The 19,911-nt window shown below is 66.8% G+C and carries 17 protein-coding genes and 1 pseudogene; 9 read left to right on the top strand and 9 right to left on the bottom strand.

Annotated elements, in window-relative coordinates; all coding sequences use genetic code 11:
* Positions 1 to 27: 27 nt before the first annotated feature.
* Positions 28 to 435: a hypothetical protein gene (locus AC5P7X_RS08435; protein ID WP_049417077.1), complete on the bottom strand. Its 408-nt coding sequence runs from the start codon at positions 433 to 435 to the stop codon at positions 28 to 30.
* Positions 436 to 1,001: 566 nt separating this feature from the next.
* Between AC5P7X_RS08435 and AC5P7X_RS08430 the strand changes: the two genes are divergently transcribed.
* The gene (locus AC5P7X_RS08430) at positions 1,002 to 1,382 is read left to right on the top strand and encodes a tautomerase family protein (RefSeq protein WP_005415517.1); all 381 of its coding nucleotides are present in this window, start codon (positions 1,002 to 1,004) and stop codon (positions 1,380 to 1,382) included.
* Positions 1,383 to 1,416: 34 nt separating this feature from the next.
* On the opposite strand, the gene AC5P7X_RS08425 is transcribed toward AC5P7X_RS08430, so the two are convergent.
* Together AC5P7X_RS08425 and AC5P7X_RS08420 are read right to left on the bottom strand one after the other, a co-directional pair.
* Positions 1,417 to 2,514, bottom strand: a complete 1,098-nt coding sequence (locus tag AC5P7X_RS08425; protein ID WP_329841396.1) for an XVIPCD domain-containing protein — start codon at positions 2,512 to 2,514, stop codon at positions 1,417 to 1,419.
* 32 nt (positions 2,515 to 2,546) lie between these two features.
* Positions 2,547 to 3,125, bottom strand: coding sequence for a hypothetical protein (locus AC5P7X_RS08420; RefSeq protein WP_329841397.1), 579 nt, complete (start codon positions 3,123 to 3,125; stop codon positions 2,547 to 2,549).
* Between the two features lie 241 nt (positions 3,126 to 3,366).
* On the opposite strand from AC5P7X_RS08420, the gene AC5P7X_RS08415 reads away from it, so the two are divergent.
* From AC5P7X_RS08415 to AC5P7X_RS08405, 3 genes are all read left to right on the top strand, one after another.
* Positions 3,367 to 3,762 carry a DUF2946 family protein gene (locus AC5P7X_RS08415; RefSeq protein ID WP_329841399.1) on the top strand — a complete coding sequence of 132 codons (396 nt, stop codon included), beginning with the start codon at positions 3,367 to 3,369 and terminating at the stop codon, positions 3,760 to 3,762.
* Between the two features lie 129 nt (positions 3,763 to 3,891).
* Positions 3,892 to 6,030: a TonB-dependent receptor gene (locus AC5P7X_RS08410; RefSeq protein WP_329841401.1), complete on the top strand. Its 2,139-nt coding sequence runs from the start codon at positions 3,892 to 3,894 to the stop codon at positions 6,028 to 6,030.
* Between the two features lie 11 nt (positions 6,031 to 6,041).
* Positions 6,042 to 7,547, top strand: a complete 1,506-nt coding sequence (locus AC5P7X_RS08405; protein ID WP_053499762.1) for a PepSY domain-containing protein — start codon at positions 6,042 to 6,044, stop codon at positions 7,545 to 7,547.
* A 9-nt stretch (positions 7,548 to 7,556) separates the two neighbouring features.
* Here the strand turns inward: AC5P7X_RS08405 and AC5P7X_RS08400 are convergent, their stop codons facing one another.
* Positions 7,557 to 8,690 carry an MFS transporter gene (locus tag AC5P7X_RS08400; RefSeq protein ID WP_495214726.1) on the bottom strand — a complete coding sequence of 378 codons (1,134 nt, stop codon included), beginning with the start codon at positions 8,688 to 8,690 and terminating at the stop codon, positions 7,557 to 7,559.
* Between the two features lie 11 nt (positions 8,691 to 8,701).
* Positions 8,702 to 9,478, bottom strand: coding sequence for a DeoR/GlpR family DNA-binding transcription regulator (locus tag AC5P7X_RS08395; protein ID WP_053499766.1), 777 nt, complete (start codon positions 9,476 to 9,478; stop codon positions 8,702 to 8,704).
* 156 nt (positions 9,479 to 9,634) lie between these two features.
* Between AC5P7X_RS08395 and smqnr the strand changes: the two genes are divergently transcribed.
* Positions 9,635 to 10,285: a SmQnr family pentapeptide repeat protein gene (gene smqnr, locus AC5P7X_RS08390; protein WP_425520234.1), complete on the top strand. Its 651-nt coding sequence runs from the start codon at positions 9,635 to 9,637 to the stop codon at positions 10,283 to 10,285.
* A 3-nt stretch (positions 10,286 to 10,288) separates the two neighbouring features.
* On the opposite strand, the gene AC5P7X_RS08385 is transcribed toward smqnr, so the two are convergent.
* Positions 10,289 to 10,963 carry a class I SAM-dependent methyltransferase gene (locus tag AC5P7X_RS08385; protein WP_495214725.1) on the bottom strand — a complete coding sequence of 225 codons (675 nt, stop codon included), beginning with the start codon at positions 10,961 to 10,963 and terminating at the stop codon, positions 10,289 to 10,291.
* Between the two features lie 99 nt (positions 10,964 to 11,062).
* A complete protein-coding gene (locus AC5P7X_RS08380; RefSeq protein WP_329841406.1) occupies positions 11,063 to 12,442 on the bottom strand; it encodes an aminotransferase-like domain-containing protein in 1,380 nt (459 codons plus the stop codon).
* 132 nt (positions 12,443 to 12,574) lie between these two features.
* On the opposite strand from AC5P7X_RS08380, the gene AC5P7X_RS08375 reads away from it, so the two are divergent.
* A complete protein-coding gene (locus AC5P7X_RS08375; RefSeq protein ID WP_065177960.1) occupies positions 12,575 to 13,438 on the top strand; it encodes a DMT family transporter in 864 nt (287 codons plus the stop codon).
* 48 nt (positions 13,439 to 13,486) lie between these two features.
* Here the strand turns inward: AC5P7X_RS08375 and AC5P7X_RS08370 are convergent.
* A pseudogene (locus AC5P7X_RS08370) lies at positions 13,487 to 14,411 on the bottom strand (LysR family transcriptional regulator).
* A 107-nt stretch (positions 14,412 to 14,518) separates the two neighbouring features.
* Here AC5P7X_RS08370 and AC5P7X_RS08365 point away from each other — a divergent pair.
* Complete coding sequence (locus tag AC5P7X_RS08365) at positions 14,519 to 16,036, top strand: MFS transporter (RefSeq protein ID WP_329841407.1); 1,518 nt, start codon at positions 14,519 to 14,521, stop codon at positions 16,034 to 16,036.
* A 278-nt stretch (positions 16,037 to 16,314) separates the two neighbouring features.
* On the opposite strand, the gene AC5P7X_RS08360 is transcribed toward AC5P7X_RS08365, so the two are convergent.
* Entirely contained in the window at positions 16,315 to 16,719 is a 405-nt protein-coding gene (locus tag AC5P7X_RS08360; RefSeq protein WP_329841409.1) for a GFA family protein, read from the bottom strand.
* A gap of 171 nt (positions 16,720 to 16,890) precedes the next feature.
* On the opposite strand from AC5P7X_RS08360, the gene AC5P7X_RS08355 reads away from it, so the two are divergent.
* Both AC5P7X_RS08355 and AC5P7X_RS08350 read left to right on the top strand, forming a co-directional pair.
* Positions 16,891 to 17,865 (top strand): Lnb N-terminal periplasmic domain-containing protein, encoded by a 975-nt coding sequence (locus tag AC5P7X_RS08355; RefSeq protein ID WP_053499777.1) that lies wholly within the window; start codon positions 16,891 to 16,893, stop codon positions 17,863 to 17,865.
* Positions 17,865 to 19,886 carry an esterase/lipase family protein gene (locus tag AC5P7X_RS08350; protein WP_329841410.1) on the top strand — a complete coding sequence of 674 codons (2,022 nt, stop codon included), beginning with the start codon at positions 17,865 to 17,867 and terminating at the stop codon, positions 19,884 to 19,886. Before AC5P7X_RS08355 ends, AC5P7X_RS08350 begins: the two co-directional genes overlap by 1 nt.
* Positions 19,887 to 19,911 lie beyond the last annotated feature (25 nt).

The raw sequence follows: 19,911 nt of genomic DNA, 5'->3' as shown, positions 1-19,911 counted from the left end.
ATTGTAGCGGGAGCACATCCGGGCCGGTCAGGCATCGCCGCTGGAGAGGCAATGATGTGCCTCGCGCACCAACTGTCGTGCGGCCACGATCAGTCCGTCGATATGGAAGGCGCCCAACTGCTCGTTCGGACCGCCTTCGTTGCGCGCCCGGTCGGCGGCCTGCAGCAGATCGAGCAACGCGCCGAGCCCAGATAGCGAGCGGCGCAATGAAGCGTGATTGCTGGCACCGAGGGTGAGGTTGTTGCACGGCTGTCCGTCATCGCCGTCGGCATGGTTGATGGCATTGAGGCAAGTGAAGAACGTGGCCGACTGCGCCGGCAGGTTCTGTTCGTTCAGGGCGCACTCGATCTCGCGTGCGAGGTCCCCGGGCACGTCGGCTGCGACGTCGCCGATCAGGGCATGCAGGCGGGGATGGATGGCGGTGCGGTTGGTCATGGCGAAACCCTCACTGGCGTAGGGCCACCTTCCGGAGTGAAGGTGGCGGACGGTGCGGGTTGGCGTGCCAAGGCAAACGAACTCCCATCAAGAAGAAGGCCTGGCGGATCTGTCGATCCCCACGCACCGGCCGCCATGAAAGGCAATCGATGCATTCTCTCTGCTGCGGCACAAACCGCAGCGATGGGTGTTCATTCGTTTATTCGAGACGCCAATCCCGGCCCAGGCGATCTGCCTCGGCGCGGCGATCTTCAAGCCGGGCAATCACATCGGTCTGTAAGGAAAATTCTTAACTGTCCCTAGGCAGGCCAGACGTTTCCCGATGTGTGTCGTCCGACACCTGCGAGTAGTGCGGCCCATCACTGATGGCGCACATCGCCGCCCCTGCCGACCGTGCACATGACGACTCCGGAGGGATGCCGCCATGGCAATCGCGTCACCCCGCGCGGCGGAGGCGGGACCATGCCACGCATGGAGCCAGAGGGTTCCATCCCTGCGCTGTCCCGCCGCCCCGGGCAGGCGTAGTCTCAGCCTGTCGTCGTACCCATCCACTCTGGAGTGCCACCATGCCGCTCGCCCGCATCGATCTTCGCAAAGGCAAATCCGCCGACTACCTGCAACGCGTCGGCGAAACCATCTACCAGGCCATGCGCGCGGTGGGGGTGCCGGAAAACGATCGCTTCCAGATCTTCCAGGAACACGCGCCCGGCACGCTGATCTACGATCCCGGCTACCTGGGCGTGGATCGCACCGACGACTTCATCTGCATCCAGATCACCTGGAACGAAGGGCGCACGCTGGAGCAGAAAAAGGCGCTGTACGCCGGCATCGCCGATGGACTGCATGCGGCGGTGGGCATCCGCCGCGAGGATGTGTTCATCAATCTGGTGGAAGTGAAGAAGGAGAACTGGTCGTTCGGGAACGGTCAGGCGCAGTACGTGAGTTGATGCGGGAACGGTGTCAGCGCCTGATGCGGCTGGGTCAGGCCATGCGCGGCGACGCCTGCTGTTGTGCCTGTTGCTCGTCCTGCGCCAGCCGGCTTGCGTCGCGGGATTGCTGCTGCACATTGGCCTGCTGATACAGCGTATCCGCGTCGCCCTGCTGCGTATCGAGCAGGGACAGGCGCTGGCGATTGGCGGCAGGGTCCGGCGAGGCGGTGTCGCCGCTGCGATGCAGGAATACGTAGCCGGGTGCCTCGGCGGTGCTGTTTGAACTGAATGCCACCTGCAGCGTGTCCTTTTCGCTGAAGCCGGCCTGCACCGCCGCGTGGGTCAGATGGCCGGCCAGTCGTTCGTGCTCCTGGCCGGGGGGCAGTCCCTGCTGTTCGCTGGCCTGGGCGAGTGCGGTACGCACTTTCTGGTCCAAGGCATGAAGGCTGTGCCCCGGTGCGCGCGCGTCCGCAGCCAGACGCTCGCCCAACGGGCCATCAATGCCATCGGTTTCGCTGAGCAGACGCTGCTTCAAGCTGCGCTCGGGCAGGGGATGAGTGGTGGTGCGGTTGAGTTCGCTGTTGGGGAAAGGGGGCTCAATGCTGTCCACGCCATGGATGTTGCGCAGCGGACGATAGCCGTCCTTGCCCTGTGACTGGACGCCCAGCGGAATGCGGACATCGGGCAGCAACTGGCCGACGGGGCCGCCGATGCTGTTCACGTCCAGGCTGTGCTTGCGCTGGATGCCGGCGTGATTCAATGCGCCCCAAGTGAAGTCCACGCAATTGTGGCGAACGTCGGCGTAGTGCTTGCTGAAGCCGTACTTCACTGGATCGTCGCCGAACGCCTTGAGCTTGTTGTACTGGGCTTCGGTGATTTCGATGGTACGGACATGGGCGGGGTCCTTATAGACTTTCACGTCGTCTCTGACGATGCGCCCGGGACCATTCATGCTGCCATGCTCGACGGGTGCGAAGCCGAAACTCTGCGCCGCTTTACCTGGAGCGTGCAGAACATAGAACATGTGGCCTGGCCCGGAAGTATCAGGAATGCCATCGGGCGTCAGCTGCTGCTCTCCCGAATCGGGATCGAGCAGTGGGGTGCCGGGTGCGGCAATGACAATGTCCAGGCTGTAGCGGGGCTTGTTCATGGAAACTCCTTCGTTCCTTCGAATGGATGGTGTCACTTCCCTGCGGGACGCGAGGCGCGCACGACTAGCCTTGCCGAATAGTCTTGCAGTCCTGATATGGCATGGATCGTTTGAATCTGCAGCCGGTATCTGCTGTCGAGCTCCAGCGGCAGCGCTGTCACGTTCAGGAGGTAGCTGCCGTCGCTGCCTGATGCGAGCGAGGCATAGCGCCAGCTCTCAGAGTGGTGCCACGAGGGGAGCGGCTCAACACCGTTGCGCGCGCGTGCCTGATAGCTGTCCTGTGTTGCAATCTCCTGCCAGGTAGTGCCTTCCCGACGCTGCAGGGATACTTCGAATGGGATGTTGATACTTGCTATATCGGGCGTGCCCGTTGTGGCTGGGCTTCGCCGCTGCAGTTCCAGTTCCACCGCATAAGTGCGGTAGCTGGCAAAATTGCGCGTCGTGGTTTCGAACTCGAACTGCACCTGCTGGCCGGGCGCGTCCACGGCGATGGGCTGTGAGAGTTCCAGCGGCTCTGGCGGTGGGGGCGGCCCCTTGTCGGCGCAGGCGGCAAGCAGCGCGGTCAGGCCGAGCAGGCTGATGCGATGCCGGTGTGTGATGCGGGCGGTCATGCAGATTCCTCTGGCTCCTTGCCGTGGCCAATTGAACCCTAACGTTGGCGAGGCAGAGCCCGCAAGCGCAGGGACCGCGGTGTGGTGCATTCACATGTCGCCGCGCGAGGCGAGCTCCTGCGTCACCGTGTCGCAGGGGGCAAACCCTGAACGGGGTCCAGGGTTGGGCACAGGCCCGTAGAATGGCCGGGTGCGTCATTCTGTCCTCCACCGCCGGTTCCAGGCCCTGGCATGGCTTGCCATGCTGCTGGTGCTGCTCGCCCCGCTGGTGAGCCGCTGGCTGGCGCACGGTCACGTGGCTGCCGCTGCGCCGGTGGCAGCCATGGACCACGCAATGCACGCAGAGCATGCGCAGCACGCGATGGACGGGCACCACGACCATCATGCGATGGCGATGCCACACGGCGAGGCCGCAAAGAAGCCGCCCGCCGATCCGCATGCCGATCATGAGATGGGCGTGGACTGCGATTACTGCCTGATCGCTGCACGGCTGATCACCCTGCTGGTGGCGGCCGTGCTGCTGTTGGCGCCGATGGCACCGGTGTGCCGCGCGTTGCGCGGTGCGGTGCAGACGTTGCCGCAACGGATCAGCGGCACATTGGGAGCGCGTGGGCCACCGGCACTGATGGCTGCCTAAGCCGCACGCGCGTTGCACTGCTCGTTCTTCCATGAGGTTGCCGGCCACGGCCGGTGCCCGCACGCGCGTGTCTGTCCCTTTCTGATTGCTGCCCTGCCATTGCGGGGTGGCCTTGCATGCCGTGAACAAATGAAAACGAACCCCAACTCCGCGCGCCTGTGCCGGGCGACGCTGCCTGTCCTGTGCGCGCTGCTCCTGCATGCCGCGCCCCTGCTTGCCGCCGACGCGGCACCCCCGACCACGCTGGATACCGTGCGCGTGGTCGATACCCGCAGCGGCGAGCTGTCCTCCACTGCCAGCGCAGGCTCTGCATTGGGCCTGAGCGTGCTGCAGACGCCGGCCAGCCTGACGGTGATTTCGCGCGAGCAACTGGAGCAGCGCGGCGACAGCAACCTCAACGATGCGATCAGCCGGGCGGGCGCGATCAGTGCGATGCCGCACCCGGGCAATGGCCTGAGTGCGCTGTCCAGCCGCGGCTTCACCGATGGCGCCTCGGTGATGCGCCTGTACGACGGGCTGCGCCAGTACGGCGGCGTGGGCATCACCTTCCCGTTCGATACCTGGTCGATCGAGCGCATCGAAGTACTGCGCGGGCCGGCCTCGGTCATCCACGGCGACGGTGCGATCGGCGGGGTGATCAACATCGTGCCGAAGAAGCCCTCGCGCGGCGCCATCGAAAACGAGATCAGCGTGACCGTGGGCAGCGAGGACACCGCGCGCCTGGGCTTCGGCAGTGGTGGCGCGCTGACGCCCGAGCTGGCCTACCGGCTGGATGTGAGCGGCAACTACAGCGGTGGCTGGGTCGATCGGGGACGCAACAGCGATGCCACCTTCTCCGGCGCGCTGCTGTGGCAACCGCGTACCGACCTGCAGCTGACCCTGACTCATGCGCAGGGCCATCAGAAGCCGATGCGCTACTTCGGCACGCCGCTGGTGGAGGGACGCCAGTTGGACGCGCTGCGCCATCGCAACTACAACGTGGACGACAGCGAGATCCGCTACCGCGACCGCTGGACCCAGCTCGACGCGCTGTGGACACCGAACGCGAACGTGGAATGGCGAACCCGCGTCTACCAGATCGACAGCCAGCGTGATTGGCGCAATGCCGAGGCCTATGTCTACAACCCGCGCACCGGTTTGATCGATCGCTCGGGCAACACCCAGATCACCCACAACCAGGACCAGACCGGGCTGACCTCGACGCTGCGCGTGCAGGGCAATGTGGGCGGTAGGGCGAACAGCTTCGCGGTGGGCCTGGACGCCAACCGCGCGCACTTCAAGCACACCAACAACACCTACGCCGGCAGCTCCGGCCCGGTCGATCCGTTCCATCCGGTGCCGGGCCAGTTCGCCAGCGATGCGCCGAACCTGCCGCGCTACCGCAACACCGCCGAACAATACGCGCTGTTCGTGGAAGACCGGTTGGCGCTGAGCGAGCGCTGGTCGGTGCTGGGTGGGCTGCGCCACGACCGCGCGCGCATCGATCGCACCGATTTGATCAGCGGCCAGAACGCGTTTTCAAAGACCTACAGCAGCACCGGCTGGCGTGCAGGCACGGTATTCGCTCTGCGGCCGACGCTGAGCCTGTATGCGCAGTACTCGCAGGCGGCAGATCCGGTCAGTGGACTGCTGATGATCAGCCCCGCCAATGGAGCGTTCGATCTGGCCAAGGGGCGGCAGATCGAGGTGGGCCTGAAGCAGGCCTTCGATGGCGGCGAGTGGACGCTGGCGGCGTACCGCATCCGCAAGACCGGGCTGCTCAGCCGCGATCCGCTGGTGCCGGATCGCCGGGTACAGGTGGGCGCGCAGACGTCGCGCGGCATCGAGGCGTCGTTGAACTGGGCGTTCGCGCCACGCTGGTCGCTCGATGCCAATGCCACGGTGCTGAAGGCCGAGTTCGAGGACTTCCTGGAAACCACAGGTTCGCCCGTGATGGTGGTATCGCGCGATGGCAACATGCCGCCTAACGTGGCCGAGCGCCTGGCCAGTGCGTGGCTCAGCTGGCAGTTCGCACCGGACTGGAGTGCGGCGGGTGGCGTGCGCTACGTCGGCAAGCGCTACGCCGACAACGCCAACACACTGGAGCTGCCCGGCTACAGCACCACCGACCTGGCACTGACCTGGCAGGCGGCACCGCGCATGCGGGTGAGCGCGCGCCTGTTCAACGTGTTCGACAAGGCGTCCTACGCGACGGCGTACTACACCAGCACACAATGGTTGCTGGGTGCGGACCGCCGCGTCGAGTTCACGCTCGACCACCGCTTCTGAGGACGCCGGCGATGTCGCTGCGATCCACCGCCAAGCGCTGGACCTACCTGGTGCATCGTTGGCTGGGCATCGGCGGATGCCTGCTGATGCTGCTGTGGTTCGTCAGTGGCATGGTGATGCTGTTCATTGGTTACCCGAAGCTGACACCCGGTGAGCGGCTGGCGGCGTTGCCGGTGCTGGGTGAGGCCCGCGACCTGCAGGGGCTGTCGGTACTGCCGGCTGCCGTGCAGGCCGAGCCGGAGGCTGTGGCATTGACCACACTGCGTGGCGAGCCGGCGTATGTGGTGCGAAGTGGCAGCAACGTGGGCGCCTGGTCTGCCGTGACCGGCCAGGCGCTGCTGCCGGTGTCGGCACAGCGTGCCGAAGCGTCCGCTGCACAGTTCGCCGGCGGCCCGGCCTTCGTGGGGGCGATGCGCGTGGACGAGGACCGCTGGACGCATTCGCGTGCACTGGACGCGCATCGGCCGCTGTATCGCGTCGAGGTGGGCGGTGCGCAGCCGGGCGACCTGTATGTGTCCTCGCGTACCGGCGAAGTGGTGCTGGACGCGCCGCATGTGCAGCAGCGCTGGAACTATGTGGGCGCCTGGCTGCACTGGTTGTATTTCCTGCGCATGCAGTCGGTGGACCCGGTGTGGACGTGGGTGGTGATCGTGCTGTCCGCACTGTGCACGCTGGCGGCGGTCAGCGGCATCGTGGTGGGTGTGTGGCGCTGGCGTTTCCGTGGGCACTATCGTTCCGGTGCGAAGACACCGTACGTCGAGCCGTGGATGCGCTGGCACCATCTGATCGGTCTGGTGGCAGCGGCCTTCGTGTTCACCTGGATCTTCAGTGGCCTGATGTCGATGAATCCATTGGGCGTCTTCAGCAGCACGCATGCTGCGATCGACGGTGGGCGCTATCGTGGCGGCGCGGTGGCGGTGGATGGCGCGTTGGGCGACCCGGCGAAGCTTCTGGCGGTGGCCGATGCTGAGTGCTTCCGGCCAGTTGAGATCCAGTGGCGGCGCATCGGTGGTGAGCTGTTCGCGGTGCTGCTGGATGGGAAGGGCGGCACCCGCATCGTGTCCAGCCCCCATGGGCGCCTGCAGGTTGCGCGGTTGCTGCCGGCCGTGTGGCTGCAGCAGAAGGTGCGGGCGCTGTCCGATGCGCCGATGCAGGATTTCGTGGTCCGACATGTACCGGATGCCTACTTCTATCCGCGTGCGCCCGAGGCCATGAATGGTGCGGCGGTACGCCGCTTCCCGGTGGCAGTGGTGGACTTTGGCGATGCGGAGGCGACGCGCGTCTATCTCGATCTGGCGACCGGCGATCCGTTGCTGACGATGGGGCATCGCGAGCGGGTGGGGCGCTGGTTGTTCTACTTCCTGCACAGCTGGGACCTGCCGGCGATGCTGCGCCAGGAAGGTGCCAGGCTGGCGGTGCTGCTGCTGCTGAGCGCTGCTGGCACCGCACTGTGTGCCACGGCGACGGTGATCGGCTATCGGCGATTGCGGATGAAGCTGCGGCGCAGGCGGCGCTGATGCCCTGGGCTACACCCGCAGCCAGCGCGTGGACACCGCCACCAGCAACAAGGCCGTGGCCACGCCGACGAACGCGGCGATCAGGCCGAAATGGTCTGCGGCGAAGCCGATCAGCGCCGGCCCCGCAAGGATGCCGGCAAAGCCGAGCGTGGACACGGCAGTGATCGCCAGCGCGCCGGGCATGCGGGTCTGGTGACCGGCCAGCGAGAACAGCGCGGGCGCGATGTTGGCGCAACCGAGGCCGACCAACACGTAGCCGAGCAGCGACGCCTGCCACGGCGTGACCAGGGTCAGTACCAGCACGCCCGCAGTGGCAAGCAGAGCACCGAAGACGATCGCGCGCTGGCGGCCGACGCGCGCCGCCAGTGCGTCGCCGAACAGGCGCGCCACGGTCATGGTCAGGGTGAAGGTCACGTAGCCGACGCCGGCCAGGCTGGCATCGACGCGCCGCACATCGCTGAGGAACACCGCGCTCCAGTCGAGCATCGCGCCTTCACCGAGGAAGGCGACGAACGCCAGCACGCCGATGAACAACACGATGCCGTGCGGCAGGGCCAGCATCGGTGTGTCGTGCGGCATGCGTTCGCTGTGCCAGTGCGCTGCCGACAACAGCATCACCAGCAGCATGGCGCCAACGCCGATCAGCACCGATGCCAAGGGCGGCAGCTGTGCGGACAGCAGCACGGTCATGGTGGCCGCGCCGAGGAAGCCGCCGATGCTGAAGAAGGCATGGAAGCCGGACATCATTACGCGCCGTGCTTCGCGCTCGACGATGACGGCCTGTACGTTCATCGTGCAGTCCATCGCGCCCACGGCGGCGCCGAACACGAACAGCACCAGCCCCAGTTTCCAGGCCGAGCCGGCCAGGGCCAGGCCGGGCACGGTCAGGCAGATCAGCAGGCTGCTGGCCACCATCACCCGCCGGCAACCCAGGCGCGCGGCCAGCACGCCGGACAACGGCATTGCCAGCAGCGAACCGGCACCGAGGCAGAGCAGTACCAGCCCCAGCGTGGCGTCGTTGATCCCGGTGCGTGCCTTGGCGAACGGCACCAGCGTGGCCCACAGTGCGGTGGCGAAGCCGGGAATGAAGAACGCAGCGCGGGTCGCGTGCTGTTCGGCACGCGCGCGGTTGGCAAGGGACATGAGCGATACGGTCAGGGGGGAGTGGGGTGTACCGCGATGCCGGCGGCGCGGAAGCGCGCCGCCAATGCCGGCGGCGCGGTGGTGGTCAGCACCAGGTCGTCGATCTCGTCGAGGCTGGCGATCTGCCAGTGGCCGCGGGCACCGAGCTTTTCAGTAGTGGCGGCGACGATGACGCGGCTGCTGCACGCGACCATCGCGCGCTTCAGCGTGGCCTCTTCTGCATCCATTGCCCATACACCAGTATCGCCGTCCACCGCGCAGGGGCCGGGCAGGTACACGTCGGCGCGCAGGCGCTGCACCTGGGCCAGTGCTTCTGCGCCGACCGCACCGCCACCGCTGGCCAGGCGGCCGCCGATCAGCTGCACCGAGGTGCCATCAAGCATGCTGGCGGCCGTGGCGATCTGTGGCGCATTGGTGATCACCGTCAAGCCGAGGGCGGGCGGCAGCTGCTGGGCGATCGCCAGGTTGGTTGAACCGGCATCGAGCAGTACAACCTGATTGGGTTGCAGCAACGCGCACACGCGTGCGGCCAGCTCGGCCTTGTCGCCGCGGTCGCGGGTCAGGCGCTCGCGCAGCGGGCGTTCCTTGGGCGGTGGCAGCACGGCGCCGCCGTAGACACGCTGGCACAGGCCCTGTGCGGCCAGCTCGCGCAGGTCGCGGCGGATCGAATCTTCGGAGACGGCATAGCGGCGCGCCAGTTCGGCGGCGACCACGCGGCCCTGCTGGCGCAGTTCCTCAAGGATCTGCCGGGTGCGCTGGGCGGGGAGGGGGCTGGGGTCTGAGCTCATGCCATAAGTTTGCACATTCGTGCAGTAACGTGCAACACCGCGCATCCGGTATTGGGGGGCACGGGGGGGCTGGACTGCCGGTGAATCCGCCCGCGCCCACGTCTATGGATCGCCCTCGCGGCCCGGCATGATGGCGGGACTCCTGGCATGGAATCCCTGATGTCCCACACCGTTCACCGCAAGCTGCGCATCGGCGCGGGCCAGTACACCGGCCAGAAAGTGGTCGATCAGCAGTTCCACGAGTGCGATTTTTCCGGCGTGGACCTGACCGGCACCGAGTTCATCAACTGCAGTTTCTACGATGCCGACAGCCGTACCGGCTGCCGCTTCAATGGCGCCACGCTGAAGGAAGCCAGCTTCCGCAGCTGCGACATCAGCATGTGCCACTTCAATTTCGTCAAGGCATTGGGCCTGGAAATCAGCGAGTGCCGCGCGCAGGGCGCGGATTTCAGCAACGCCAGCTTCATGAACCAGATCACCCCGCGCAGCGGGTTCTGCAGTGCCTTCATCAAGAAGTCGAACCTGCGCTATGCCAATTTCTCGCGGGTGACGCTGGAAAAGTGCGAGCTGTGGGAAAACCGCTGGGACGGTGCGAACGTCAGCGGCGCCAGCTTCGCCGGCTCGGACCTGTCCGGTGGCCAGTTCGAGGGCATCGACTGGAGCAGCGCCAACTTCACCGGCTGTGACCTGACCCACTCGGAGCTGGGTGAGCTGGACCTGCGCAGCACCAACCTGCGCGGCGCCACGCTGGATGTGCAGCAGGTGGCGCTGTTGATGCAGCGCATCGGCATCACCGTGGTGCCGTAGGCATCACCCGGCGTACGCCACCCAGCCCCTGAAGCTGAAGCCTGCATAGAACAGCTCCACGCCGTCGAAGCCGGCGTCCTGCAGCAGGGCGACCTCCTGTTCGGGCGCCAGCAGCGGCAGCCGCTCGGCAATGGCCTCGATCGCGCGCTGCGCATCGGCGTGGGCAACACCCGAGGCTTCGGCGAACGCGGCGTAGCGCTGCAACCAGCGGAGCTTGCCGGCCGGATCCCGCGGCACGCTGTGGTGCGCCACCACCAGCGGCGCGCCGGGCTGCAGGCGCCGGTGCAGCTCGCGCAGCGTGTGCAGGCGCTGCGCGGCGTCGAGGAAGTGCAGGGTGAGCAGGCAGCTGGCCCCATCGAAGCGCACGTCCGGGGTATCGTCGATGTAGCCTTCCAGCAGTTCGACGCGTGCGTTCAACGGGCCCAGTGTCTGCTCGGCCAGCGCGAGCATCGGCGCGGCCGGGTCCACGCCCAGCAACTGCCAGCCCGGCTGCGCCCCGGCGAAGGCTTTCAGCTCCAGCCCGCCACCAGCACCGAGTACCAGTACGCGGCCCTGTGCGGGAACGCGTTCGGACAGCAGCAGGCGGCTCATCTGCTGCAACGCGAGGAACCCGGGCACCTGGCGCAGTGGCGCTTCGGCATAGCGGGCCACCGCCTGCGGGTCGGAGAACGTGGACATGCGCGGATTCCTGCAGCAGGGGACATACCACTGTACCGTGGCATGCAAGTGCCTTTGCCGCGGGACACTCCTAGCTGCGTTGACCGGCTTGCATCCAGCTCAGCGCAATGCCCGCGCCAGCACTTGCCAGATCCGTGCGTCCTGGCATTGCGATACGTTGAAGCGCAGATAGTCGGCCGCGCGCTGCGACTGGCTGAACGCGTTGCCCGGTGCCAGCACTATGCCCTCGCGCAGGCACTGCCGCGCCAGCGCGGCGGAATCGCGGCCATCGGGCAGCTGGCACCACAGGAACAGGCCCGCTTCTGGTTGCAGCCACGGGGTGATTCCCAGCGTGTGCAGCTTGCGCAGCGTGTGCCGGCGGGCATCGGCCAATCGCGAACGCACCAATTGCATGTGGCGTCGGTAGCCACTGTCGGTCAGCGCGATGTGCATCAGCTGCGCGGCCAGATGGCCACCGCCGAAGCTGGTCGCCAGCTTCAGGTCGGTCAACGCTTCGATCCAGTCATGGCGTGCAGCGATGTAGCCGCAGCGAGAGGCTGCCGACAGCGTCTTGGAGAAACTGCCGACGTGGATCACCCGTGACAGCCCATCGAGTGCCGCCAGCCGCGGCGCGGGGTGCAGTTCAAAGTCGGCGAAGATGTCGTCCTCGACGATGATCAGTTCGCTGCGCTCGGCCCGGCCCAGCAGACGGTGCGCAGTGCTGGCCGAAAGCACCGCACCGGTCGGGTTGTGCAGTCCGGAATTGGTGATGTACAGCCGCGGCGAATGGTCCTGCAATGCACGATCGAACGCTTCAAGGTCCGGGCCGGTGGGCGTGTACGGCACACCCACTGCCTGTACCTGGTGCGCCTTCAGCAGCGCGTGGTAGTTGAAGTAGCTCGGGTCATCGACCAGCACGCAGTCGCCGGGTTTGAGCAGGAAACGGCAGATCAGGTCGACCGCGTGCGTCCCGGATTCGGTCAGCAGGATCTGCTCCATCGGTGCATCGATGCCGAGCGTGGCGCTGCGCCTCTGCAGCAGCTGGCGCAACGCGGGCAGCCCGAGTGGGCCGGCGTAGTCGACCAGATGCACTGCATCGGCACGCGCCAGCCGACGCAGGCCGCGGCGCATGCCATCGTGATACAGCCAGTTACTGGGCATCCAGCCGCACCCCGGCTTGAGGTGGCCCGGCGGGGTTTCCAGCGATTGCCGCGACACCCACAACGGATCCACCGCGCGGTCCAGCCGCGGTTCCATTTCGGCCAGTGCGAGCGGTGCGGCCGGCCCGCTGACGTAGAAGCCGGAACCAACACGCGCACTGATCAGCCCTTCGGCCGCCAGGCGCTCGTAGGCTTCGACCACGGTGGAGACCGACACCCCCATCGCTGCCGCCTGCGCGCGCACCGAAGGCAGGCGGGAGCCGGGGCCATCGACCCGCGCGGTGATGCGGTTGCGGACCGCCTGGATGACCGATTCGATGCGGGTAAGCGGACGTGGCATGGCAGCACTGTAGTGGAAGTGTGGGCAATACAGTTCTTTGCGACTGTACTGGATTGTAGCTGGGGCGGTTCCGCCATGGATGCTTCCATACAGGCTCCGCCAGGCGTCGCCTGGCACTTCAGGATCACAGGCGTGGAACGGTCGGCGAGCGGTTGGATCAATGGCTTCATCGGGGTGGTGATTTTCGCGGGCTCGTTGCCAGCCACCCGCCTGGCGGTGCTGCAGCTGGATGCCGGGTTCGTCACCGCCGCACGCGCCACCATCGCCGCCGTGCTTGGCCTGGCGCTGCTGCTTATGCTGCGCCAGCCGTGGCCGCGGCGCGGTGACCTGCCTGGGCTGGTGGTGGTCAGCCTCGGCGTTGTGGTCGGTTTTCCACTGCTGACCGCGCTTGCGCTGCGCCACGCGTCATCGGCACATACCATCGTGTTCCTCGGCCTGTTGCCGCTGAGCACTGCGCTGTTCGGCGTGCTGCGCGGTGGCGAACGGCCGCGCCCGGCGTTCTGGTTGTTCTCGTTGTTGGGCAGCGCCTGCGTGGTCGGCTATGCGGTGCGTAACGGCATCGAGGCGTCCTTGCAGGCTGACCTGCTGATGCTGGCGGCCATCGTGGTGTGCGGGCTGGGCTATGCCGAAGGCGGCCGGCTGGCCCGTCATCTGGGCGGCTGGCAGGTGATCAGCTGGGCACTGCTGCTGGCGCTGCCGGTGATGCTGCCGTTGACGGTGCTGATGCGCCCGGCCTCGTTCACTGCGGTCGGTGCCTCGGCGTGGTGGGCGCTGGGCTACGTGGCGGTGTTCAGCATGCTGATCGGCTTCCTGTTCTGGTACCGCGGGTTGGCGCAGGGCGGCATCGCCGCTGTCGGCCAGTTGCAGTTGCTGCAGCCGTTCTTCGGCTTGGCCCTGGCCGCGCTGCTGCTGCACGAATCGGTCAGCCTCAGCATGGTGCTGGTGACCGCGGTCGCGGTGATCTGCGTGGCAGGCGCCCGCCGCTTCAGTCGCTAGGAAAAAGGGACGGAGGGGATTAAGTCGTAACAGGCACAGTAGGGCCGATTACGACTTAATCCCCTCCGTCCCCTTTTTATGAGGCGTCCTGGAACAGGTTGGCAACGGCGTAGTCGATGAACACCCGCAGGCGTGCACTGGGATGGCGCCCACCGGGCCATAGCAACGAGAACTGCCCCTGGTGCGTGGGCAGCGCAGGCAGCACCCGTTGCAGGCGGCCATCGCCCAGCGCGTCAGCGGCGAGGAAGTCAGGCATCCAGGCCAGGCCCATGCAACCGATCGCAGCGGCCAGCACGGCTTCCATGTTGTTGCAGGTCATCGCCGTGGGAAGCCGCGCCCCGGCATCGCCTTCGATACCCGGCAGCTGCCACGGATGCAGCTTTCCGGTGGTGGGGTAACGGAAGCGCAGCGCGGTATGCATGCGCAGGTCGCCTACATCGCCGGGTGTGCCGTGCGCCTGCAGGTAGCCCGGCGCCGCACAGAGGATGAAACGAAAACCACCCAGCCGCCGTGCGGTCAGGCTGGAATCGGCCAGTTCGCCGCTGCGTATCACCGCGTCCAGGCCTTCGCTGACCACATCGACGATGCGGTCGTTGAAGTCCAGTTCCAGCCGCACCTGCGGGTAGCGCTGCTGGAAGCCGGGCAGCACCGGCAGCAGGAAGCGGTAGCCGATGGTGGGCAGGCCGATGCGCAGCAGCCCACTGGGGGCGTGCTGTCGCTGCGCCAGGTCCGCCTGCGCTTCGGAAAGCTCATCCAGTGCGCGGCGACAGCGCTGCAGCAGCAGTTCGCCTTCGTCGGTGAGGTGCACGCGGCGGGTGGTGCGCTGGAACAAACGGGTGCCCAGGTTCTGTTCAAGGCGGGCGATGCGCTTGCCTACCGCCGAGGCGGACAGGCCGAGTACGCGGGCGGCGCCGACGATGCTGCCCGCCTCTGCGGTTCGGACGAAGGCGAGCAGGGCAGAGATGGAGTCCATGACCGACATGATTGCGGAACATATGGCCGCAATCAACGTCCATAGAGCCTGTTTTTCAGGAATAACGGCCCGCCCATCATCAATGCCCCTGATGGATGGAGGCCCGCATGGCCCCGGTTTCGATGCTCCCTGTACCTGCCCAAACGCCGCAACGCTGGACGCTGCTTGCGGTTTGCCTGGCCGCGCTGGCGCTGCCGTTGTCCTTCACCGCCGGTGCCGTCGCGGTGCCGGTGCTGGCCCGCTCCGCAGTGGCATCGCCCACTGCGCTGGCCTGGGTGACCAACGCCTTCATGCTCACCTTCGGCAGCCTGCTGCTCGCTGCCGGTGGCCTGGCTGATCGCCATGGCCGACGGCGGATGTTCCTGCTGGGCACGGCCGGCTTCACCGTCGCGACGGCCGCTGTATGCCTGTCGCCTACGCTGCTGTGGCTGGATCTGGCGCGCGGCCTGCAGGGCGTTGCCGCCGCCGCAGCGCTGGCCTCGGGCACCGCTGCGCTGGCGCAGGGCTGGCAGGGACCGAGGCGTGCCCGTGTCTTCGCCCTGCTGGGCACGACATTCGGTGCGGGCCTGGCGCTGGGGCCGCTGCTCGCGGGCCTGCTGCTGCAGGCGCTGGGCTGGCGCAGCGTGTTCGCTGCGGGCGGTGTGCTGACGTTGGCGGCGTTCGCACTGGCCGCGCGCGCGTTGCCCGAAAGCCATGGCGAGCGCCGACGGCTGGATATCGGCGGCATGCTGAGTTTCAGCCTGACGCTGGCTGCGTTGACCCTGGCCCTGCTGTGGCTGGGCGAGTTCGGCCTGCACGCCGTGCGTGTACAACTGGCGCTGCTGGCGACGCTGTTGTTGGGCGGGGTGTTCGTCACTATCGAACGACGGCACCCATCACCATTGCTGGACCTCTCACTGTTCTCGCAACCGGCGTTCCTCGGCGTCCAGCTGCTGCCGGTGGCGACCTGCTTCGGCTACGTAGTGCTGCTGGTCGTACTGCCCCTGCAGCTGCTCGGCGTACTTGGACAGAGCCCGACACAGGTGGGGCTGCAGATGCTGGCCCTGTCCGCACCGATGCTTGTGCTGCCCTTGCTTGCCGCGCGCTGGGCGGAGCGCGTGGGAAGTGCGCGGCTTTGCACTTTGGGACTGCTGGTGTGTGCCTCCGGTCTGTACCTGCTGTCGCGGCAGGCGTCGCACCCATCGCCCTCGCAGTGGGTACCGTTGCTGATGCTGATCGGCGCAGGAACGGCGTTGCCGTGGGGGCTGATGGATGGGCTGTCGGTGAGCGTGGTACCGGTGCAACGTGCGGGCATGGCTGCAGGCATCTTTGGAACCGTACGGGTGGCCGGCGAAGGCATCGCGTTGGCTGCGGTGACTGCACTGCTCGCGCTGCTGATCGGTCGGCAGCTGCAAGGGGCTTCGCCCGCGTCGTTGGCGCGTGCCGGCGCTTATCTGGCGAGCGGGTCCCGCGCGCAGGCTGTGGCGCTGCTGCCGGCGATGAGCGCTGAGCAGCTGCAGCAGGTCAGCACCAAGGCGATGGCAACACTGCTGCGTGTACTGGCGCTGCTGACGGCTGCGTGTGCTGTGTTGTTGCACCTGTTGCTGCGGAAACGCAAAGGCGCGTTGGCCGGGCATACGGCGTAGCAGGCTCATCGCCCCCTCCGCCGTCATCCCGTTGTCGTCTTCCGCTCACGCCGCCCATGCCCACCCAGGTCTAATGTTGATCGTCCCCGTCCCCCACGGAGACCCGCCATGTGGCTGCTCGACCATCTCTGGCCCGGCCGTAGACCGCTTCCTCCCCCGGTCGCGGACGCGCCGCAGGCACCGCCGCGCCGGCCTTGGCTGAAACGACCCGCGCGGGCGGGGCGCAGCGGCATGGCGCCCTGGCAGAAGATCGCCACGCCGCCGCGGCGCACGCGCCACTAGCCGGTGCGGTCTGACGGGTGGTTGACCCCGTCGCTGACCGGAATGACCCCCAGCGCAAACGGGTCGATGCCTTCCAGGCACGCCACGTTGTAGCCGTACTGGTCCGGGTTGGAGCGGCGCCGGTGATGGGTGTAGATGCCGCACACCCCGCAGAAGTAGTGCTCGGCCACATGGGTGTTGAACTGGTACAGCTGCAGGTGGTTCTGCCCGCGCACGACCTGCAGGCCCGCGCGGGCAACGCTGGCTGCAATGGCACCCCGGCGCCGGCACATCGAGCAGTCGCAGCGGCGTGGATCGACGATGCCGTCCGGCAGGTCCAGCAGCAGCTCGACCGTGCCGCAGTGGCAGGTGGCGCGGTGCTGGGGTTGGACCGGAACGCCGGCCACGGAAGTGATGCCCATCGTTGCTCCTGTGAAGTGAACCTGGCCGCATGGACCGCCGCAGACGGTGCGCCGGCGTGCCTGAACAGGCCGTAGATGCCACGGTGGACCCGCTTGTGGCTAACTATGCGGCTTCGGGACCGCGACAGGATGCCAGTGAAAGCCGCAGGACGTTGGATGACAGGAAGTGCCATGGCGCTGGCGGCGTTGTGGGTGACCGGGCTGCTGGCCTATCAGGTGCCGGGGCCGGGCTGGCTGGCCAATGGCGTTGCGGCGCTGTGGCTGCTGGTTGCGCTGTGGGCGTCGTGGCGGGTCGCGCGTGGTCGCAGCAACCGCCGCCTCGGCATGGCGTATGGCGCTGCGCTGGCGCTGGCCGGCCTGTGGTGGCTGCTGCTGACCCCACGCCAGGACCGCGTGTGGGCCGATGACGTGGCCCAGCGCCTGCATGTGGTGTCCTTCGACGGGCGCCACGTGGCGTTCGACAACGTGCGTGATTTCACCTGGCGCAGCGAAACCGACTACGACGCGCGCTGGGTGCGCCGCGAATACGACCTGGACCAGTTGCGCTCGGCCGATCTGGTGCTGTCGTACTGGATGGGCCCGGCGATCGCCCACACCCTCATCTCGTTCGGTTTCGAGGACGGTCGCCACGTGGTGTTCTCGCTGGAGATCCGCAAGGAGCGAGGCGAATCGTTTTCGGCACTGGGCGGGTTCTTCCGCAAGTTCGAGATGACCCTGGTGGCCTCGGAAGAGACCGACATCATCCGCACCCGCACCAACGCGCGTGGCGAGGATGTCTATCTGTACCGCCTGCACGGCATGGACCACGCGCAGCTGAAGGAACTGTTTGCCGCGTACATCGCGCAGGCGCGCGAACTGGATGCGAAGCCGGGCTTCTACAACACGCTCACCAGCAACTGCACCACCATCGTCTTCGACCTGGCCCGCCACATCGCGCCGCGCCTGCCGCTGGACTACCGCCTGCTGCTGTCCGGGTATCTGGCCGAGTATGCGCAGGAGGTCGGCGCACTCACCCCAGGCGTGCCTTATGCCGAGCTGCATGACAAGGGCCGTATCACCCAGCGTGCGTTGGACCTGGGCAGCGGCGACCACTTCTCCACCGTGATCCGCCAGGGCGTACCTGGCACCGAGCAGGACCCGCAGTAATGACTCGACTCCTCCTGATCCGCTGGCAGCGTGCGCTGCCGGTGTTGTTCGCCGCCTTCCTGCTGCTGGGCAGCAGTGGTTGCGCGATGGTCACCGTCAAGCAGGTCAAATCCAGCGATTCGCTGGTCAATAAGCGTGCCGACGTGCTCAATACCGGCAAGCTCAGCCCCGCTGCGCGCGAGACGCTAAGCGCGGCAGGCCTGGACGAATCGCAGTGCGAGAAGGACTTCCTGGTCTGCCGCAGCACGCTGCTGATGACCGACGATCTCAATGTCGAGCAGCGGCTGTCTGCGCTGTCCGAACTGTGGGTGAAGGCCGCGCTGGCGCTGACGCCGAAGAAGACCGCAGCCGGCGATCCGCCGATGAGCGACGCAGCGCTGGACGCTTGGCTGGAAGCCGCGCGCTACGCCTATGCCTACCTGTTCTACAGCGGCCGCTCACCATCGGATCGCGCCTTCGAAGACCGGCAGACGCAGGTGCGTGACTACTACAACTACGCGGCCGAGAAGGCGGCGGTGGTGCTGTTCGTCCGCGCGCGCGCCGCTGCGTTGGCTGGCGAGGACTACACGAAGCCGATCTCGGTTGGCAGCTGGTCGCTGGCTTCCAACTACCAGCAGCTGAACCTGAAGAGCATTCCCGCGCAGCTGGTGCCGGCTGGCACGGTCAGCTTCGTCGGGCTGCGCAGTACTTATCGCCGTGATGGCTTCGGTGCCGAGCTGGTGATGGTGATGGACCCGCCGAAGCTGGTCGCACCGGTGATCGCGCCTGAAGGCCCGAAGGCGGAGACACCGCAGGATGACGAAGAGGGCGCACGCCGTGGCCGCCGTCATCGGCATGACGATTCGGTGCCCGAGTTCAGCGAGATGTCCTCGATCAACGTCACCGCGTTGCTGCGCTTCGAAGGCAGCAGCCTGGACGATGTGATGCGGACGCGCCGGGTTGAACTGGATGCCTATTCGCCGGAAGCCACCGAGCGCATCACCCTGCACGGCGAACAGGTGCCGCTGGCCGGCAATTTCACCGCGGCCTACGGCCTGTGGCTTGCCCAGAGCGGTTTCGCCCGGCAGTCACTGCGCACCCTGTTCGGCATGAGCGAGGGCATCGGCGAGCCACACATCTACCTGATGCAGCCGTGGGACCCGAACCGCCGCATCATCTTCATGCTGCACGGCCTGGCCAGCAGCCCGGAAGCCTGGGTGAACCTGGCCAATGAGATCATGGGCGACCCCGAGCTGCGCCAGCAGTTCCAGGTGTGGCAGGTCTATTACCCGACCAACGCACCGATCGCGTTGAACCGCTACGAGATCGCCAATGCGTTCAACGACACGCTGAAGCACTTCGATCCCAATGGCAGCACGCGTGCATCGAAGGACATGGTCTACATCGGCCACAGCATGGGCGGCGTGCTCGCGCGGCTGCTGGTGAGCGATTCCGGTGACGTGCTGTGGAACGACCTGCTGGCCAACTATGACCTGAAGGGCGAACGTCTGAAGCGCGTGCAGAACAAGCTGGGGCCGTTGCTGCATTTCAAGGCACAGCCGAACGTGGAGCGTGCGATCTTCATCGCTGCGCCGCACCAGGGCACCGATATTGCCGGCAACAAGGTCGGGCGCCTGCTGGGCCGGCTGGTGCGCCTGCCACTGACCATCCTCGGCAAGTTCGAGGACGTGTTCATGGCGCTGGCGCAGGCCGAGCAGCAGGTCGATGGCACGGCCAAGCCGAAGATTCCCAACAGCATCGACAACCTCAAGGCCAGCGACCCGTTCGTCAAGGCCGCAGCGCAGCTGCCGATCGAAGCGGGACTGAAGTACCACTCGATCATCGCCCAGCGCAAGCCGGAGCTGCCAGTGGACAAGTCCGATGACGGACTGGTGCCGTACTGGAGTGCGCACCTGCCGGGGGCGCTGTCGGAGAAGGTCATCATTTCCGGCCACAGTGTGCAGGAGACCCCGCAAGCGGTGCTGGAAGTGCGGCGCATCCTGCACCGGGATATAGATGACGTGGGCGCCGCTACCAGGTAGTGCCGGCCGCTGGCCGGCATCATCA

The sequence above is a fragment of the Stenotrophomonas sp. YJH_SMC_53 genome, from assembly GCF_059369995.1.
This window is presented reverse-complemented; position numbering and strand designations above follow the sequence as displayed.

Coding starts and splice junctions, on each gene's coding strand:
- AC5P7X_RS08435 (WP_049417077.1), bottom strand. CDS start 435: ATGACCAACCGCACCGCCATCCATCCCCGCCTGCATGCCCTGATCGGC.
- AC5P7X_RS08430 (WP_005415517.1), top strand. CDS start 1,002: ATGCCGCTCGCCCGCATCGATCTTCGCAAAGGCAAATCCGCCGACTAC.
- AC5P7X_RS08425 (WP_329841396.1), bottom strand. CDS start 2,514: ATGAACAAGCCCCGCTACAGCCTGGACATTGTCATTGCCGCACCCGGC.
- AC5P7X_RS08420 (WP_329841397.1), bottom strand. CDS start 3,125: ATGACCGCCCGCATCACACACCGGCATCGCATCAGCCTGCTCGGCCTG.
- AC5P7X_RS08415 (WP_329841399.1), top strand. CDS start 3,367: ATGCTGCTGGTGCTGCTCGCCCCGCTGGTGAGCCGCTGGCTGGCGCAC.
- AC5P7X_RS08410 (WP_329841401.1), top strand. CDS start 3,892: ATGAAAACGAACCCCAACTCCGCGCGCCTGTGCCGGGCGACGCTGCCT.
- AC5P7X_RS08405 (WP_053499762.1), top strand. CDS start 6,042: ATGTCGCTGCGATCCACCGCCAAGCGCTGGACCTACCTGGTGCATCGT.
- AC5P7X_RS08400 (WP_495214726.1), bottom strand. CDS start 8,690: ATGTCCCTTGCCAACCGCGCGCGTGCCGAACAGCACGCGACCCGCGCT.
- AC5P7X_RS08395 (WP_053499766.1), bottom strand. CDS start 9,478: ATGAGCTCAGACCCCAGCCCCCTCCCCGCCCAGCGCACCCGGCAGATC.
- AC5P7X_RS08385 (WP_495214725.1), bottom strand. CDS start 10,963: ATGTCCACGTTCTCCGACCCGCAGGCGGTGGCCCGCTATGCCGAAGCG.
- AC5P7X_RS08380 (WP_329841406.1), bottom strand. CDS start 12,442: ATGCCACGTCCGCTTACCCGCATCGAATCGGTCATCCAGGCGGTCCGC.
- AC5P7X_RS08365 (WP_329841407.1), top strand. CDS start 14,519: ATGGCCCCGGTTTCGATGCTCCCTGTACCTGCCCAAACGCCGCAACGC.
- AC5P7X_RS08360 (WP_329841409.1), bottom strand. CDS start 16,719: ATGGGCATCACTTCCGTGGCCGGCGTTCCGGTCCAACCCCAGCACCGC.
- AC5P7X_RS08355 (WP_053499777.1), top strand. CDS start 16,891: ATGGCGCTGGCGGCGTTGTGGGTGACCGGGCTGCTGGCCTATCAGGTG.
- AC5P7X_RS08350 (WP_329841410.1), top strand. CDS start 17,865: ATGACTCGACTCCTCCTGATCCGCTGGCAGCGTGCGCTGCCGGTGTTG.